Origin of the sequence: Candidatus Xiphinematobacter sp. Idaho Grape (assembly GCF_001318295.1) — a bacterium.
Taxonomy (GTDB): domain Bacteria; phylum Verrucomicrobiota; class Verrucomicrobiia; order Chthoniobacterales; family Xiphinematobacteraceae; genus Xiphinematobacter.
In genome coordinates, this window is the sequence record NZ_CP012665.1 from 573,741 (window position 1) to 589,615 (window position 15,875).

Genomic DNA, 15,875 nt, shown 5'->3' on the forward strand with positions numbered 1-15,875 from the left:
TCCGCTGACCTTCCGTGGCAATATTCGCCTAAAGCCCCCTTAGTATTTTTATGTACCTCTCTCTCCTTTCACATGCCAGACTCACCTGAGAAGGAAAGTCTTAATAGGGATTCGGCTGAAGATGCACTTCTAGGGAAAAGAGCTCCTTCATTTTCTGTTTTTAGTAGGCTCTTCTGGGAAAAAAGAAAGGCGCTTTTTTTACTACTGTTCCTGTTAGGAACCATAGCCATATGGAAAATGGTGGCTTATCGTCACCAGACTTTCCCTCCTCTTATCAAAGAGGAAGTTATCCCAGTCATGGTGGTAACTGCTGAGATGGAGAATTTTCCGATTTACCTTGATGGACTGGGAACCGTTCAAGCCTATCGCTCAGTACAGGTTAAGGCACGTGTTTCTGGACAGATCCGAGAGATCTGCTTTCAAGAAGGGCAAGCGGTCAAGGAGGGCGATGTAGTGGCCATCATTAACCCACATCTTTATCAAACCAGATATAACCAGGCTCTTGCTAAGAAGCTCCAAACCCAAGCTCAACTGGAAAGTGCACGTATTACTCTTATACGCCAACAACAACTTTTGGAAAAAGCAGTTCTCGATCAGCACTCCTATGATATGCAAAAACTCCTAGTAGCGCAGTTGGAAGCAGCAGTACAAGCGGACGAGGCTCATCTGGAAAATCAAAAGATCCAGCTTGAGTGGACCAAAGTCATCGCTCCTATTGCCGGGCAAGCTGGCATCCGTAAGGTAGACGCCGGAAACCTTGTTACAGACGGCAGCACTATTGTAATCATCAATCAAATTTCGCCGATTTATGTCTCCTTTGCACTTCCACAACGCCACCTGGGACAAGTCCTCCAACCACTCATGCAGGGAAAGAAGTTACAGGTTTTTGTACTGGATCAAAATAACCAAACCGTCTTGAACAAAGGTGTACTGGAAGTTCTTGACAATCAAATTAATCCAGCTACCGCCACTTTTCAGTTGAGGGCAACTTGTAAAAATACAAACTCCCCACTCTGGCCTGGCCAGTTCGTAAATGTTCGTTTCTTACTAAGAACACTCCCAAACTCGATAGTCATCCCAACGGAGGCCATACAGCTAGGTCCCAACGGCAGCTCGCATGTATACGTGGTAGGACAGGAAAAAAGAGCAGTGATGCGTTCAGTAGTTACTGGACCTGCAGAGTCTGGGTATACATTAGTTCAGTCGGGCCTCAGTGCGGGGGAAAATGTGGTTGTAGAAGGGCAGTACCGCCTTCGACATAATTCTCCAGTTGCAACTACCATTCTTCAGAGGAGAGGGTTCTGTAACCCTCCCTAAACGGTTTTAAGGGAAGGAATTGGGAAGATATGCCGTTGTAGGTGCTTTTGAACTTTATGAAAAATATTTCAGAGCCGTTTATTAAACGCCCTATCGCTACTTCCTTGCTCATGATGGCTATTTCCCTCGCAGGCTTGATCAGTTATCGGTTGCTTCCGGTCTCTGCATTGCCATCGGTAGATTTCCCGACAATTCAGGTGACATCCAGATATCCTGGAGCAGATGCCCAAGCAATGGCATCATTGGTAACGGCTCCCTTAGAAAAGAGGTTAGGGCAGATTAGTGGAGTGGCCTCCATGGGATCTACTAGCTCCATGGGCACTTCAGTAATTACACTGCAGTTTGTCTTAGGAAAGAATATGGACCAGTCTGCTCAAGATGTGCAGACAGCTATTAGTGCAGCTGGTGGCGTCCTACCCAAGGATATGCCGAGTCCCCCCATCTATAATAAAGTAAACCCAGCAGACATGCCCATTCTGACTCTCGCCATTACCTCAGATAATTTGCCATTGGCGAAAGTTAATGACTATGCAGATTCTATTCTGGCACAAAGACTCAGCGAAATCTCTGGAGTCGGATTAATAACTATTCAAGGCAACCAGAAACCGGCTGTACGAGTCCAATTGAACCCGTCCGCTCTTGCTGCAAGGGGAATCAGTCTAGAGGATGTACGCAAGATAATTACACGTGCCAACACTAACTCCCCCAAGGGAAGCCTTGAAGGAGCCCGGCAGTCATTGACTATAGGGGCTAATGACCAAATTCGAAACGCTAGTGAGCTTGCCCCTTTGCTTCTATCCCATCAGGGTGGAGCGTCCGTATGTTTACAGGATGTGGCAGCGATAGAAGATGGGGTCGAAAATTCATTGACGCAGGCCTGGATTGCTAACTCCCAGCGGCCATACCAACGGGCTGTCCTCCTAGACATCCAAAGGCAGCCGGGCGCCAATATTATCCGCACAGCCGACCGGGTCAAATCTATTCTTCCACAGATTACTCGTTCTTTGCCGCCGGGAGTACATCTTTCTGTTTTTTCAGACCGTACTGAAACAATTCGAGCATCTATGCAGGACGTACAATTTACCCTCTTGCTGACAGTATCTTTGGTTATACTGGTGTTGTCACTCTTTCTAAGAAAAGTGGGTCTTACGCTCATTCCGACCGTAACTCTGCCAATTTCTATGTTAGGTACCCTCGTCTTTCTCTATTTTGCTGGGTTCAGTTTGGACAACCTTTCTCTGATGGCACTGACCATCTCTGCCGGATTTGTAGTAGACGATGCTATTGTGGTGATTGAGAATATTGTCCGCTACATAGAACAGGGGGAGCCGCCGATAACGGCCACTTTAAAAGGGACTCGACAAATTGGCTTTACCGTTATTTCGCTTAGCATCTCACTCATAGCAGTGTTTATTCCCTTATTGCTCATGCCTGGAATAGTTGGGCGCCTCTTCAGGGAATTCGCCATTACGCTGAGTTGTGCCATTGCAATTTCTGCTCTGATATCTCTGACTCTGACCCCTACAATGTGTTCCAGGATGCTGGGTGCACCAGATGTGTACTCGAAGAAAGGAGTATCCAGGGCCCAGCATTGCTTCGACTTTTTTTTCAGCAGGCTTCTCCAGTTCTATCGTCATTCCCTAAACTGGATATTAGAACGCCAACGAATAACCCTTCTGGTTACAGCGGTCACCACCTTCGCTACAGTAATCTTGTTCTCGTTAATTCCAAAGGGATTTTTACCACTTCAGGATACTGGGTTATTGATTGGTGTAACAGATGCCTCTCAGGACGTTTCCTTCAGCAGGATGGTGAGGTTACAGAGGCAAATCTCACAACACCTCTCCCAGGATCCGGACGTGTTGAGGGTAGCGGCTTTTGTCGGCACTAGTACAGTTAATCCCACCCAAAATATGGGGAGATTTTATATCGTACTGAAACCTCGTAAAGATCGTGCAAGCGCGCAGGAAATCATACTTCGCCTCTCAAAGACTGCCCAACGAGTGCCAAGCATCCGCCTACACCTACAGGCGGTGCAGGATTTACAGATAGATACGCATATCAGCCGTACGCAGTTTCAATACACACTGGAAGATGTACACTCTACCACCCTTCAAGAATGGGTGCCAAAACTGCTCGATAAGTTAAAAGCCGAACCTAGCCTTACCGATGTAGCTACCGATCAACAACATCACGGACTCCAGCTCCGTATTGCGATCGACCGCACAACTGCCTCTCGGCTCAATATCCCTATCCAGACTATTGGCGATACGCTTTATGACGCGTTTGGACAACGCCAGATATCAGTAATCTATACCGACCTTAACCAGTACCGCATCGTCATGGAAAATGAGAAAGGTTTTAGAAACTCACCGCGTTCCTTAGAGAAACTCTACGTAAACCCTACCATGGGTGGTAGCCTAGTTCCCATAGGATCTCTAGCGCGAGCAAACGTTCAGCCGGCTCCGCTGATAATTTCTCATTATGGGCAATTTCCGTCAGCGACAATTTCCTTCAATCTACATCCCAGATTTTCTCTTGGCGAGGCCATACATTCTGTTGAGCGCGTGGGAGTATCTATCGGCATGCCAAAAAGCATTCAAACTCATTTTGTAGGCAGTGTCGCAGAATTCCACTTCGCCCTCAAAAAGGAATTCTTCCTTATTCTCTCGGCCCTCGTGACAGTTTATATCGTTCTGGGAATACTCTATGAGAGCTACTTCCACCCCATTACCATTTTATCCACTCTGCCCAGCGCCGGAATAGGAGCTATACTCGCTCTTCTGCTCTGTAGACTGGAACTTTCTCTAGTTGCCCTTGTCGGTGTTTTTCTCCTAATCGGTATTGTGAAAAAGAATGCAATTATGATGGTTGATTTTGCTCTGGATGCAAGGCGCGAGGAACACCTTTCGGCAAGAGATGCAATTTATCAGGCATCCCTCTTACGATTCCGGCCCATTATGATGACGACAGCTACCGCGTTGTTAGGAGCCGTTCCAATGGCTTTAGGGTCTGGGCTAGGATCTGAGTTGCGCAGGCCGCTAGGGGTAGCAGTTATTGGCGGATTGTTACTTTCTCAGCTTATTACTCTCTACACTACACCGGTGGTGTATCTCTACCTTGATAGGTTAGAGCAATGTATAAAGCGGTGGAGAAAGAGAGTAACTGCTAGTAGTGCCCCTGCGGCAATATGAGTATCGCGAAGTTCTTTATTGAACATCCCAGAGGCGTCTCCCTACTAGTAGCAGGAATGCTTCTCTGGGGTATGTCAGCGTACCTTTTTTTACCAATTTCCCCATTACCCAATGTAGATCTCCCAACTATTAGCATCTCTACTTCCCTGCCGGGGGCTAGCCCTGAAACGGTTGCTTTGTCCCTAGCAGCTCCTCTAGAAAAACGCCTAGGACAGATTACAGGGCTGCAGAGAATGACTTCTTCTAACACTTTGGGTAGTTCTTTTATTACCCTCCAGTTCGACTTGAATAGGAGCATCGATGGTGCTGCAAAGGATGTTCAGGCAGCCATTCAGGCAGCAAAAAGTGACTTGCCTATCGGCACAACACCACCCACGTATCACAAAATAAACCTTGCAGGTACCCCTATAGGAGTACTTGCTATGACCTCCGATGCGTTGCCGATTGCTCAGGTATATGAACTAGCAGAAGACATCGTAGCGCGACGCTTAAGTCAGATTATTGGGATTGGTCGGGTTCCGGTTTACGGAGGAGCACGAACTGCCATCCGCGTACAAGCGCATCCAGCTCTGCTTGCCAATATGGGTATGGGTCTAAATGAGCTACAGGACTTTCTTTCTCATACTAACTCTTTCACCCCGCAAGGGTTTCTAGCAACCGGTGGCCAATTCTATGGACTCCGCACTAATGATCAACTGCCTAATGCATTGGAATACCGATCACTAGTGATCGACCAAAGAAACGAGATTCCAGTCATGCTTTCCTCAGTAGCTCGCATCATTGATGCAGAGGAAAATAAACAACATGGAGGATGGCTTAATGGCAAACGTGCCGTGATCCTCCCCATATTTAAGGATCCGAATGCAAATGCCATTTGCATAATTAAGGAACTTCACAGGATGCTACCTTCTCTCCGTTCCTGGCTACCCTCTGGGGTACATCTGGATGTGGTTATAGATCGCACGCAGACCATTCATGAGTCTCTTCACAATCTTCAATGGACACTAGCTCTAACCGTTGCTCTCGTTCTTGTCGTGATATTTCTGTTTCTCCAGCGATGGATGCCCACTCTCATAGCGGGGGTTGCAATATGCCTTTCTCTCGCAGTTACTTTCGGAATTATGGCACTCTATGGCTTTAGCCTTAATAGTATTTCCTTAATGGCGTTAACTATTTCAGTGGGATTTCTAATAGATGATGCCATAATTCTCACAGAGAACATTGTACACCACATAGAAGAGGGACACGCTCCTATGGAGGCTGCCTTGCGTAGCACAAGGCAGATAGGATTTACGGTGATATCGATGGCCCTTTCAACAGTATCCGCATTGATACCAATTCTATTCATGGGAGGGATAGCAGGACGGATTTTCCAAGAGTTTTCTATTAGCTTGAGTATGATAATTCTTATCTCAAGCATTGTTTCTTTAATTCTCATACCTACTTTCTGTGCCCAATGCTTATATGAGAAAACTCTCCGCCTACACAACACTTTCACCGTGTGGATGGAATCCTCATTTTCAAAAACAGTGGCTTGCTATCAAGCAGGATTAATATTGGCTCTACAGCATAAGAAATTCATCCATGTGGTTCTCTTGATCACCCTAGTAGGTAGCCTAATCCTCTATAAAATACTTCCTAAGGGCTTTTTTCCACAACAAGATATAGGCTTAATGTTTGGTGTAACAGCAAGTTCCAAGAACTTGTCCTATCTAGCTCTCCAATCTAAACAGCAGCGGCTAGCAGAAATTATTTTGGCTGATCCAGCAATAGAAAGCGTACTATCCATCATACATAGGGGAGATGGTTCTCCAGGCAGTAGTTATCTCTACGTTTCTCTTAAGCCTCTTTCAGAACGCAAGGTGAATGTGGAAAAGGTCATCCGTCGCCTCCGACCAAAGCTGGTTGCACTCCCGGGAATGGCACTCCATCTTTTTCCAGCACAGGAGCTTCGCACGGGCGGCCGCATCGGCATGGCCCAGCACCAGTATGCCTTGCGTTCGGATAACTTTTCAACCTTATTGGAGTGGGCACCCCGTTTGCTCAAAAAATTACGCGAGCATCCAAAACTGGTTGATGTAGAAAGTAACCAAGAGCTCGACGGTATGCAAATGCGGGTTCGCATAGATCATAGTCTTGCTGGGCAATTGGGCATTCAGTCTGAGCAGATCAGTGCTGCACTACGCTGTGCATTCGGTCAACAGCAAGTGTCCACTGTATATTCCAGCATTAATCAGTCCAACGTGATTTTAGAGGCTGGTCCAGAATTTTCTAGCAACCCGAATTCTCTTAATAAAATTCACATCAAATCTTCCTCTGGAAACTTAGTGCCCTTGGGCACAATAGCCTCCTTTGAAAAGGAAAAGTCCCTGCTTTCGGTCAATCATGAAGATCAGTCTGCAGCAGTGATACTTTCCTTTAACCTGAAGGAAGGAGTTGCACTAGGTAAAGCCATAGCAATAGTAGAGAAGGCATGTAGTGAGCTCCATATCCCTGCCTCCATCAGAGGAGAATTTGTAGGAAACGCGAAACTCCTCAAAAAGACTTCCTTGTCCCAACCTCTACTCGTTTTGGCTGCCATTGCGGCAGTTTACATCGTCCTGGGAGTACTATATGAAAGTTTACTCCATCCTTTAACCATTCTTTCTACGCTGCCCATAGCCAGCATTGGGGCCCTCCTTGCCCTGCTCCTAACAGGGATAGAGCTTAGCATCATGGCAATGATTGGCATAATCTTACTAGTTGGGATTATGAAAAGGAATGCCATTATCATGGTTGATTTTGCTATTGAATCCCAGAGAAGACGAGGCCTTAGTGCACATGACGCGATTTATCAGGCTGCTATCGTACGATTTCGCCCCATTCTCATGACAAATATAACGGCATTGCTTGGAGCTTTACCACTTGCAATAGGAAGAGGAAACGGAGCTGAATTACGTCAGCCGCTCGGGGTCACCATCATAGGAGGAGTGTTAGCATCGCAAGTGCTAACACTTTTTACAACGCCCGTGATTTATCTGACCCTTGAACATCTAAAGGGAACAGTTACTAGAGCTCAGTGTTCTTTTCTTCAATGGCAACGGGGGCCTTTATCCACTAAAATTGCCCATCTGGCAGGTTTCCCAAAAGGCCGAGAAAAGCAGCTTTAGCGACTTCTACAACCTCATATATATCTATTTCTAGTCCAGTTTCTTGAGAGAGAGAGGTCATAACGACTCCAGAAATTCCACAGGGGACAATAGATGAAAATCCAGTTAGTCCTTTGGTCACATTGAGTGCGAACCCATGCATGGAAATCCATTGTCGCACTCCAATACCGATGGAAGCAATCTTCCGGTTTTCTATCCAGACACCAGTGAAACCTTTCTTACGCTCGCCGCTCAATCCGTATTCTCTTAGGAGCTCAATTAGTACTCCTTCTAGGAAATGGAGGTATCTGTGGAGATCACGCCCCCTAGAAGCTAGGTTGAGGATAGGATAGCAAACAAGTTGACCAGGACCATGATAGGTGGCCTGTCCACCTCGATTGATATAGTGGAGAGGGAATGGGAGATGGTCTGGGTCTAAAAGACTTGATTTGTCCCGTGTTTTTCCGATAGTGAAGACCGGTTCGTGCTCGAGAAATAGCAGCCTTTCCTCTCCACAGGAACAGGCCTTTTCGACCCAATATTTCTGGAAGAACAAGCTTTCCCTGTAGGGGACTCTGCCGAGCCATTCTGCGGTTGGTGTGTCCACCCCTTACTCAGACAAGGGGACTGGGCTGTCCAATGAAAAGAGCCGCGGAGTTGGCTTGAAAATGGCAGAGGCCAACAGCCATAGCGTCAGCAACGTCTTTGGGGGGAGTCTCCGCAAGCCCCAGTATAGATCTTACCATAAAGGCTACTTGATATTTTTCTGCAGTTCCGTATCCAACAACTGCCTGTTTTACTTTCCTAGGTGCATACTCATGGACGGGAAGCCCTTGTTCTGCAGCGGAAAGGAGTACGGCTCCATGAACACCACCCATGTTGATAGCAGTACGGTGATTTTGCACAAAAATAATTGCTTCTACAGCAAGGGAGACAGGAGAATATTCCATAATGAGCTGCGCGATGTTTTGGTGAATAGAAAGGAGACATCTAGAAAGACAAAGCGCTGCAGTGCTGCGAATAGTTCCAAACCGCAGGCAACGGACTTTTGTATCTCTACATAAGATTGCATAACCTGTACTCCGCAAAGAGGGATCTACAGCCAAAATTGTCTCCATGCTTATTCTATTCGATGTATGAGAGACTGGAAGGCATGTTGCACTACCTCAAAGTGGAGATCCGCCATAGAAGGAGTGGTACAGGATACAACTGATACAAGAACATTTGCGGGTGCCCACACGCGTGGGTTCGTAGGACCGTAGAGAAGAATACAGTGAATACCGGTTGCGGCGGCTATGTGGGAGACCCCACTGTCCTGCCCGACGAAGACGCGAGCCTGGGAAAGCAGTCCAGCAAGGATAGGAAGAGGGAGGCTATCGAAAAAGCGAAGACGCGGAGAGCAAATTTGACGAGAGAAATACTTAAGTGCCAACTCATCAGCTTCTCCGCCGACACATACCAAGTTATAATCGGGAAATTTTTGAAGAACCCACAAAAAAAGTTTTTTCCAGCGGACGAGTGGCCAATTCTTATGTATTCCACCACTACCTGGGTGCATCGCAAAAAAAGGTGCTTTACATCCTGCATTCTTGAGTGCATGCAGAGCATTTTGTTGGTCCTGATCAGATAAAAAAATCTGAGCGGCTGGGTCCTCTAGGAAGAGAGACAGCTTTTTAAACGGCCGTGCTAGCTGATAGGCAGCATGTGTTTCATCGTTGATTTTTGAAGATCCCTGGATGAGGCACTGCACTCCGATACGAAGAAGATTTCTGGAAAACCAAGGACCGTGAATGTAGTTAATAACTCTCTGAAATCCAGAAAAATATCCGTAGAGTTCCTTATTTAGCTGTGCTTGTGGAGTGAAAAGGCTCGCCCACAAAGCGCTGTTTAAGTTGCGCGTTGCCCGCGCGTAATATCGCCTCTCAGCGAGCTGGACGGCAGGATAACAACCTAGAATATCCACTGCTGCTTCTGGAAACGCTACTCGAAGCAGCCGGATCGCTGGTAATGTAAGAACAAAGTCTCCAATTGCACCCCCACGAATCACCAAAGTGCTCATGCTAAGAAGGATGTTTGCAGTAATTCGATTTATGGACGGCTCCCATTTACTTCGCTTCACCCTGGATGTTCTAGAGGCATACTGACCTCCTCCCAATCTGCGGGGCGGTTCCAAGGAATCAGACTCTCCTCTTTTAAGCTCCTAGCAGGGAGAGAATGATGAGTAGTAGCACACCCAGAAAAGAGAGACACTGCTGCAATAGTTATAAGGGGGAAGATGTATTTTACTGCCAAGGTAGAGTTTAGCGAATACTGCATCACTCGCAAATAGATGCTACTTTTACAGGTACTATTTTTACAGGTACTATCTCTGTCTGGCATTTATAACTCCACCGGAACTCTAGTGGCAGGGTAGTGGGAAATCAACCTGGCATAAAGAATAAAGGTATTTTTGAAATTTTCCCTCTATATTTCCCTCTGTAGTTTTATCCATAGGGTACCCCTGCTAGGTTGTCAGGGGCGTGGTTTTTTTCGTCACAGTTCAGGAGGGAGGGGTCCCTTAGACATTTTGCCTTCTTGACTCTTAGCAATTCAATCTTAGGGTCTTCTCATGAATTTTGAGAACCGCAAGCAGGTTTGTGCTGCAGCGCGCAAGTTTTTAGAGAACAAAGGGTTGCGACAAACGCCGCAGCGCAACGCTATCATTCTGGCGGCATTTTCCACTTCTGACCACTTCAGTGCGGAAGGCCTATTGCGCATGGCCAGGGAAATTGATTTTTCTGTTTCCAGAGCCACAGTGTACCGCACTCTGCCACTTTTGATGGAAAGTGGACTCCTAAGAGGGCTAGATTTAGGGAATGGAGTCCAGTACTATGACCCAAACTTCATAGAGCATCCCACCCATAACCATCTGATTTGCGTGGATTGTGACAAAATCATTGAGTTTGAAGACATAAATATGGAACTGTTGAAGAACTGTATCTCCCGTAGGCTAGGATTTTTTCCGGAAAGTAAGGTGTTGCGAATTGAGGGGCATTGTGAGGAATTGCAACTGCATGGGAGTTGTCCGAAGCGCCGTGGATAGAAGTGTCATACGGAGGGGAAGGTTTGCGGAGGAGACGTCTGCGCTTCTTAGGGTTTATACGGAATCCATTTCCTATGACTGGCGTCTGTATCGACATGATATCCAAGGGAGCTTGGCTCACGCCAAGGCCCTAGTTGCGGCAGGTATTTTGACGGAAGAAGAACGCCTCTTGATTGAAAAAGGGCTGCTTGAAATCCAAGCAGAAATAGATCGGAAGGAATTCACATTCGATGCTTCCTTGGAGGATATCCACATGAATATCGAGGTTGCATTGATTCGCCGGATCGGATCTGTTGGGGCCAAGTTGCATACGGCACGTAGCCGCAATGACCAGGTGGCCCTGGATCTTCGTCTATACTTACGCGAGGCCATCACTAGACTACGCAAACAGTGCGCCAATCTGCAATGCAGCCTTGTAGGCTTTGCCTGCCGCCATTCCAGCGTATGTATCCCAGGCTACACTCATCTCCAGCGAGCACAACCAGTTTTATTAGCTCACCATTTACTCGCCTATACGGAGATGCTAGCCCGTGATAGGAGTCGTTTGAACGATTGTATGGAGAGAATGGACGAATTGCCTCTTGGTTCCGGTGCTATATCTGGATCGACCATTGTGCTGGATCGTAAACTGCTCGCCAGAGAATTAGGTTTTTCCCGCATTACCCAGAACAGTATGGACGCCGTTAGTGACAGAGATTTTGCCTGTGAATTTCTTTCTGCGCTGGCTATTTTGGGCATGCATCTCTCGCGACTTAGTGAAGATATAGTCCTGTGGGTTTCAGAGGAGTTTGGATTCCTTGAGTTAAGTGATCGACACACTACAGGCTCTAGTCTAATGCCTCAAAAGAAGAATCCTGACGTTGCGGAGCTCACCCGCGGAAAAACGGGCCGCCTTTACGGTAACCTTTTCTCATTACTTACTACCCTTAAAGGGTTACCTATGACTTATAACCGTGACATTCAAGAAGATAAAGAGGCCGTGTTTGATTCTCTGGATACTGCTAGCATGGCTCTTCCTATCTTTGAAGAGATGCTGGATGCAGCCCGTGTGAGAGAAGATCGGGCTGCTGCTGCCGCTGGTGATCCTATACTGCTTGCAACGGATTTAGCTGACTACCTAGTATTAAAGGGTCTACCTTTCCGTCAAGCCCACGAAGTGGTTGGGCGTATCGTCACAATGGCTTTCCAATTGAGCGTGCCTCTTAGTCAGATCCCACTACAGCAGCTGCGTGTTGTTTCTCCACTGTTTGGAGCTGACGTAGAGGCTGTTTTCAATCTTCAGCAGGCAGTTGCACGCCGACTAGCTATTGGGGCCCCTGCTCCTGCAAATGTTGAGGAACGACTCACCTATTGGAAGAATGCCTTGAGAGAAAGCCCATAGTCTTCATATGATGTGCGGTCTTTCCCTTCAAAGTAGAAGGGCAATGCGCTGTGCTGCACAGACTTGCAGCTTGCCGCCGTTACCAGAATGCCGTCTCTGAAGATTACAGATGTGCATGTTTCCTCGGCCTGCTGTCCTGAGAAAGATGAGCTTTTGGCACAAGTTTTTGGGATGCACACAAAGTCAAGATAAGCCTAAACCATTTCTTGATCATGTAGAAGACCTACGTCGCATGCTAATTAAAATGGCAGTAACATTAATCACCATGACCTTGACTTGTTTTGCCTTTCGTACGGATCTAGCGAGGCTGTTACAGCTTCCCCTCGCAGTAGCAGATCCTTACCAAGCAGCTCATCTACAGTCCCTTGGAGTAGCAGACTCGATGGTGATCTCTTGCCAAATATCCTTCTATACGGGCTTAACGCTTTCCCTTCCTTTCCTGATTTTCTTCTTGGGAGAATTTATCCTTCCAGCCCTTACCCAACGTGAAAAGCAACTTTTGCTTCCCACTGGTGTGTTTTGTACACTCCTTTTTCTAGCAGGAACCACCTTTGCGTATTTTGTACTGCTTCCTGTAGCGCTAGCATTTTTCTCTCTGGATGCCCGTTCCATGCAGTGGCGCCCTACCTGGACGGTCCGCGAATACTACACGTTCGCGACGCAATTTATTATCGCTTTCGGACTAGCTTTTGAGTTACCCCTCGGTACGTTTCTTGCCGTCAGACTAGGACTGTTAGACGTCGATTTTCTGAAGAAAAAGCGGGCATTTGCTTTTGTTATCATTCTTGTCTTAGCTGCCGCTATTACTCCGACGTCTGATTTATTTACTCTCTTTCTCATGGCAATACCAATGTATGGACTCTACGAGATGTGTATCTGGCTAGCGCCTCTTGTGAAGAGGGGGGGAACTCAAGAGACTAACTCAATCTAAAGGAAGGGGGATGACAGGATAACTACACCGTAAAAGGGATTATGGACTTCTACGGCCCATCAATCTACGCTCATCCGGGAGCTTTTCGGAAGTTGGTTGTTGCTGAGTTAGGCAGTGAAGGGCGCCAAGACCCCAGATAAGCTTACAGCAATTAATAGGTACCACTTTACGAGAAGGAAACATCTCCTGAAGAACAAAGAGCGCCTGGCTATCGTGAATGTCTGCAAAGGTAGGAAGGAGAATGATCTCGTTCCCAATGAAGAAGTTAGCGTAACTAACGGGCAATCGTTCTCCCATTGCCAAGAATGGCCCTGGCATAGGTAGTGTGATAACGTTGAGGCAGCGGTCATTACTTAATTTTGTTTCTTGGATCCTTCGTAGATTCTCTTGGAGAGGTTTAAAATTTGGATCCTTTTCATTCCTTTCGATGACGGTAAGAACAGTGTCCTCTGCAACAAAGCGTGCTATGTTGTCTACGTGTCCGTCCGTATCATCACCTGCAATTCCTTCACCTAGCCAGAGAACTTTGCTAACGCTTAGAGAACTCCGCAGGGCTTCTTCGATCTTAGATCGGGTCCAGCCGGGATTTCGGTGAGAGTCAAGGAGGCAACTTTCAGTAGTGAGTAATGCACCCGCGCCGTTGGTATCTATTGAGCCTCCCTCCAGTATCAAATCCGGACGGCCAAATATTGGAAGGTTAAGCTCCTCGCTCACACGGACTGGAACGGAATTGTCTGCATCGTAGGGTGGATATTTCCCTCCCCAGGCGTTATAGCCGAAGTTTACCACAGCAAGCTGTGGAGACCTGTTTCTTCGGACGAAGATAGGTCCATAGTCACGGCACCAGGGTTCATTAGTAGGGATATGAAAAAATTCTACCCGTTCTGGAGGCACAGTGCTGTTGAGTAAAGAACGGATCTGCTTCTCCTGTTCCAATTCTGAGACGTTAATTCGGACAACCTCCGAAGTCGAAAGAACCTCCACCATCTGCACAAAGGTAGGGAGTATCTCCCTGTAACAGGTAGCAAAGCTAGAGCCCTTTGGGTGTGGCCAAGAGACCCATGTTGCTTCATGGAGTTCCCATTCCGCCGGCATACGGTATCCAAGCCTAGCTGGAGTCTCCGTGCTAATTTCAGCCGTATTGTTCCTTGGCAAACGCATTTTGCGAGGTCTGTTCTTTCTCCTAGGTCTGTTCTTCTCCTATCAGGAATATAGAAGGATAAGTAGCTAGAGTTTTTTGTACAATCTACATATATTGTGGTCTCTTTCTATGCCGAACTTTTACATAAAGACATATGGCTGCCAAATGAATGAACAGGACTCTAGACAGGTCTCCAAAATGCTTGTAGACCGTGGTTACTGTTTGGTGGAGAATGAAGAAGAGGCGGACGTTATTTTACTTAATACATGTAGCGTGCGAGAGATGGCTGAGCAAAAAGCCATTGGAAAAATGGGAATGTTGCGCAAACTTCGCTACGATCGCCCGCGTTTGATACTTGGCTACTTAGGGTGTATGGCTCAAATCCGTGGCGACGGGTTGCTAAATATCTCTCCCCACGTAGATCTTGTGGTAGGTACGCGGAAAATTCATCGGGTAGCTGAATATGTAGACGCAATCTTCCGCCGTTCTCAGCAGGCACGGATGGATGACGAACGTTTGCCTATTGTAGAAGTGGGTGAGGAACAGGATGCTTCCACAAACTCCTTGAATCGTGCTCACACTTCCAAGGAGAGTCGAGCAACGGCTTTTGTGTCCATTATGCAAGGGTGTAACATGCACTGCGCATTTTGTATTGTGCCACAGACTCGTGGTTCCGAGAGGTCGCGCTCCATGGAAGAGATCGTGGAGGAGGTGCAAATGCTAGTAGATGAAGGAGTATTAGAGGTCATTCTACTTGGTCAGATTGTCAATTTTTATGGGCGTCACTCTTTTAAAAAGGTGGACAACAAAAGCCCTTTCGTACAGTTGATTGAACGAATTCACCGAATAAAGGGGCTGGAGAGAATTCGGTTTATCTCTCCCCATCCCATAGGATTTCAGCAGGATTTGATTGACTGCTTTGCGAGGCTGCCAAAACTTATGGAACACGTCCACCTACCACTTCAATCGGGATCAGACCGTATCCTTAGATCAATGCGCCGAGGTTATACTGTATCCACCTATCTTAGACTTGTGGAGAAATTGCGAGCCGCTAGGCCTGATCTTGCTATCAGCACCGATATTATCGTAGGCTTCCCGGGAGAAACGGAAGAAGACCACCTGGCTACAAAGGAAGTCTACCGAACTGCCGGTTTTGACCATGCGTTTATCTTTCGTTATTCCCCTCGGCGAGCAACTCGGGCCTCTGCTATGGAACAGCAGGTTACCGAGGAAGCCAAGGAGGCTCGTAATCAAGATTTACTCCATCTTCTCCGTGTCACCAGCGCAAGGAAGCTTTCAGCCTGTGTTGGGACTCGTATGGAAATTCTTTGCGAAGGTCCTAGCAAGACCAACCCAAGCCGGTTTAGTGGTCGAACTCGGACTAATCAACTAGTCGTCTTTGACGGTTCAAATCGTCATGTAGGTCAAATCTTTGATGTACTCATTACTGGCTCCTCTGCCAGCACGCTCTATGGTGATCCGGCGTTATCCTTATGACGGTTTCCTAGACGGGGGATGCTTTTTTCCTTCCCCTAGCGAAAATGTAGATAATTACCGTGCAAAAGAGCGTATTTTCCATTTGTTCTTGGTTCCTATTGGCACAAAAAAACCTAGACAATCTGTCTCAGACAGTCTTGCCGTATCTCCTCAACCCGCTGCTCCTATGTCTTGTTCTTAGGCGCAAACTAAAAAAGCGCGAAA

Annotated in this window: 11 protein-coding genes; 7 read left to right on the plus strand and 4 right to left on the minus strand. The window is 47.0% G+C overall.

Annotated elements, in window-relative coordinates:
* Positions 1–72: 72 nt before the first annotated feature.
* Genes AMD24_RS02715 through AMD24_RS02725 form a run of 3 tightly spaced genes read left to right on the plus strand, consistent with a single transcriptional unit; the run spans position 73 to position 7,660 of the window.
* A complete protein-coding gene (locus AMD24_RS02715; RefSeq protein WP_062100553.1) occupies positions 73–1,317 on the plus strand; it encodes an efflux RND transporter periplasmic adaptor subunit in 1,245 nt (414 codons plus the stop codon).
* Between the two features lie 56 nt (positions 1,318–1,373).
* Positions 1,374–4,511: an efflux RND transporter permease subunit gene (locus AMD24_RS02720; RefSeq protein ID WP_062100554.1), complete on the plus strand. Its 3,138-nt coding sequence runs from the start codon at positions 1,374–1,376 to the stop codon at positions 4,509–4,511.
* Positions 4,508–7,660, plus strand: a complete 3,153-nt coding sequence (locus AMD24_RS02725; protein ID WP_062100555.1) for an efflux RND transporter permease subunit — start codon at positions 4,508–4,510, stop codon at positions 7,658–7,660. Before AMD24_RS02720 ends, AMD24_RS02725 begins: the two co-directional genes overlap by 4 nt.
* Here AMD24_RS02725 and lipB read toward each other — a convergent pair.
* From lipB to AMD24_RS02740, 3 genes are read right to left on the minus strand one after another with little or no spacing between them, the layout of a single operon-like run.
* The gene (gene lipB, locus AMD24_RS02730; protein ID WP_062100556.1) at positions 7,608–8,246 is read right to left on the minus strand and encodes a lipoyl(octanoyl) transferase LipB; all 639 of its coding nucleotides are present in this window, start codon (positions 8,244–8,246) and stop codon (positions 7,608–7,610) included. The genes AMD24_RS02725 and lipB overlap by 53 nt on opposite strands.
* A 7-nt stretch (positions 8,247–8,253) precedes the next feature.
* On the minus strand, positions 8,254–8,757 hold the full coding sequence (ruvC, locus tag AMD24_RS02735) for a crossover junction endodeoxyribonuclease RuvC (RefSeq protein ID WP_062100557.1): 504 nt from the start codon (positions 8,755–8,757) through the stop codon (positions 8,254–8,256).
* Positions 8,758–8,759: 2 nt separating this feature from the next.
* Entirely contained in the window at positions 8,760–9,758 is a 999-nt protein-coding gene (locus AMD24_RS02740; RefSeq protein ID WP_148565184.1) for a glycosyltransferase family 9 protein, read from the minus strand.
* Between the two features lie 489 nt (positions 9,759–10,247).
* On the opposite strand from AMD24_RS02740, the gene AMD24_RS02750 reads away from it, so the two are divergent.
* The 3 genes from AMD24_RS02750 (at position 10,248) to tatC (ending at position 13,033) form a co-directional block, all read left to right on the plus strand.
* Positions 10,248–10,721, plus strand: coding sequence for a Fur family transcriptional regulator (locus AMD24_RS02750; RefSeq protein WP_062100560.1), 474 nt, complete (start codon positions 10,248–10,250; stop codon positions 10,719–10,721).
* Entirely contained in the window at positions 10,693–12,102 is a 1,410-nt protein-coding gene (argH, locus tag AMD24_RS02755) for an argininosuccinate lyase (RefSeq protein WP_062100561.1), read from the plus strand. The genes AMD24_RS02750 and argH overlap by 29 nt, the downstream gene beginning before the upstream one ends.
* A 115-nt stretch (positions 12,103–12,217) precedes the next feature.
* Entirely contained in the window at positions 12,218–13,033 is an 816-nt protein-coding gene (gene tatC / locus AMD24_RS02760; RefSeq protein WP_158404364.1) for a twin-arginine translocase subunit TatC, read from the plus strand.
* A gap of 39 nt (positions 13,034–13,072) precedes the next feature.
* Here tatC and AMD24_RS02765 read toward each other — a convergent pair whose 3' ends face one another.
* Positions 13,073–14,194, minus strand: a complete 1,122-nt coding sequence (locus AMD24_RS02765) for an agmatine deiminase family protein (protein WP_062100563.1) — start codon at positions 14,192–14,194, stop codon at positions 13,073–13,075.
* 109 nt (positions 14,195–14,303) lie between these two features.
* Between AMD24_RS02765 and miaB the strand changes: the two genes are divergently transcribed.
* On the plus strand, positions 14,304–15,671 hold the full coding sequence (gene miaB, locus AMD24_RS02770) for a tRNA (N6-isopentenyl adenosine(37)-C2)-methylthiotransferase MiaB (protein WP_062100564.1): 1,368 nt from the start codon (positions 14,304–14,306) through the stop codon (positions 15,669–15,671).
* Positions 15,672–15,875: the final 204 nt, after the last annotated feature.

What these genes read in the sequence shown, in the direction of transcription:
- AMD24_RS02715 (WP_062100553.1), top strand. Translation starts at nt 73, where the DNA reads ATGCCAGACTCACCTGAGAAGGAAAGTCTTAATAGGGATTCGGCTGAA.
- AMD24_RS02720 (WP_062100554.1), top strand. Translation starts at nt 1,374, where the DNA reads ATGAAAAATATTTCAGAGCCGTTTATTAAACGCCCTATCGCTACTTCC.
- AMD24_RS02725 (WP_062100555.1), top strand. Translation starts at nt 4,508, where the DNA reads ATGAGTATCGCGAAGTTCTTTATTGAACATCCCAGAGGCGTCTCCCTA.
- ruvC (WP_062100557.1), bottom strand. Translation starts at nt 8,757, where the DNA reads ATGGAGACAATTTTGGCTGTAGATCCCTCTTTGCGGAGTACAGGTTAT.
- AMD24_RS02750 (WP_062100560.1), top strand. Translation starts at nt 10,248, where the DNA reads ATGAATTTTGAGAACCGCAAGCAGGTTTGTGCTGCAGCGCGCAAGTTT.
- argH (WP_062100561.1), top strand. Translation starts at nt 10,693, where the DNA reads ATGGGAGTTGTCCGAAGCGCCGTGGATAGAAGTGTCATACGGAGGGGA.
- tatC (WP_158404364.1), top strand. Translation starts at nt 12,218, where the DNA reads ATGTTTCCTCGGCCTGCTGTCCTGAGAAAGATGAGCTTTTGGCACAAG.
- AMD24_RS02765 (WP_062100563.1), bottom strand. Translation starts at nt 14,194, where the DNA reads ATGCGTTTGCCAAGGAACAATACGGCTGAAATTAGCACGGAGACTCCA.
- miaB (WP_062100564.1), top strand. Translation starts at nt 14,304, where the DNA reads ATGCCGAACTTTTACATAAAGACATATGGCTGCCAAATGAATGAACAG.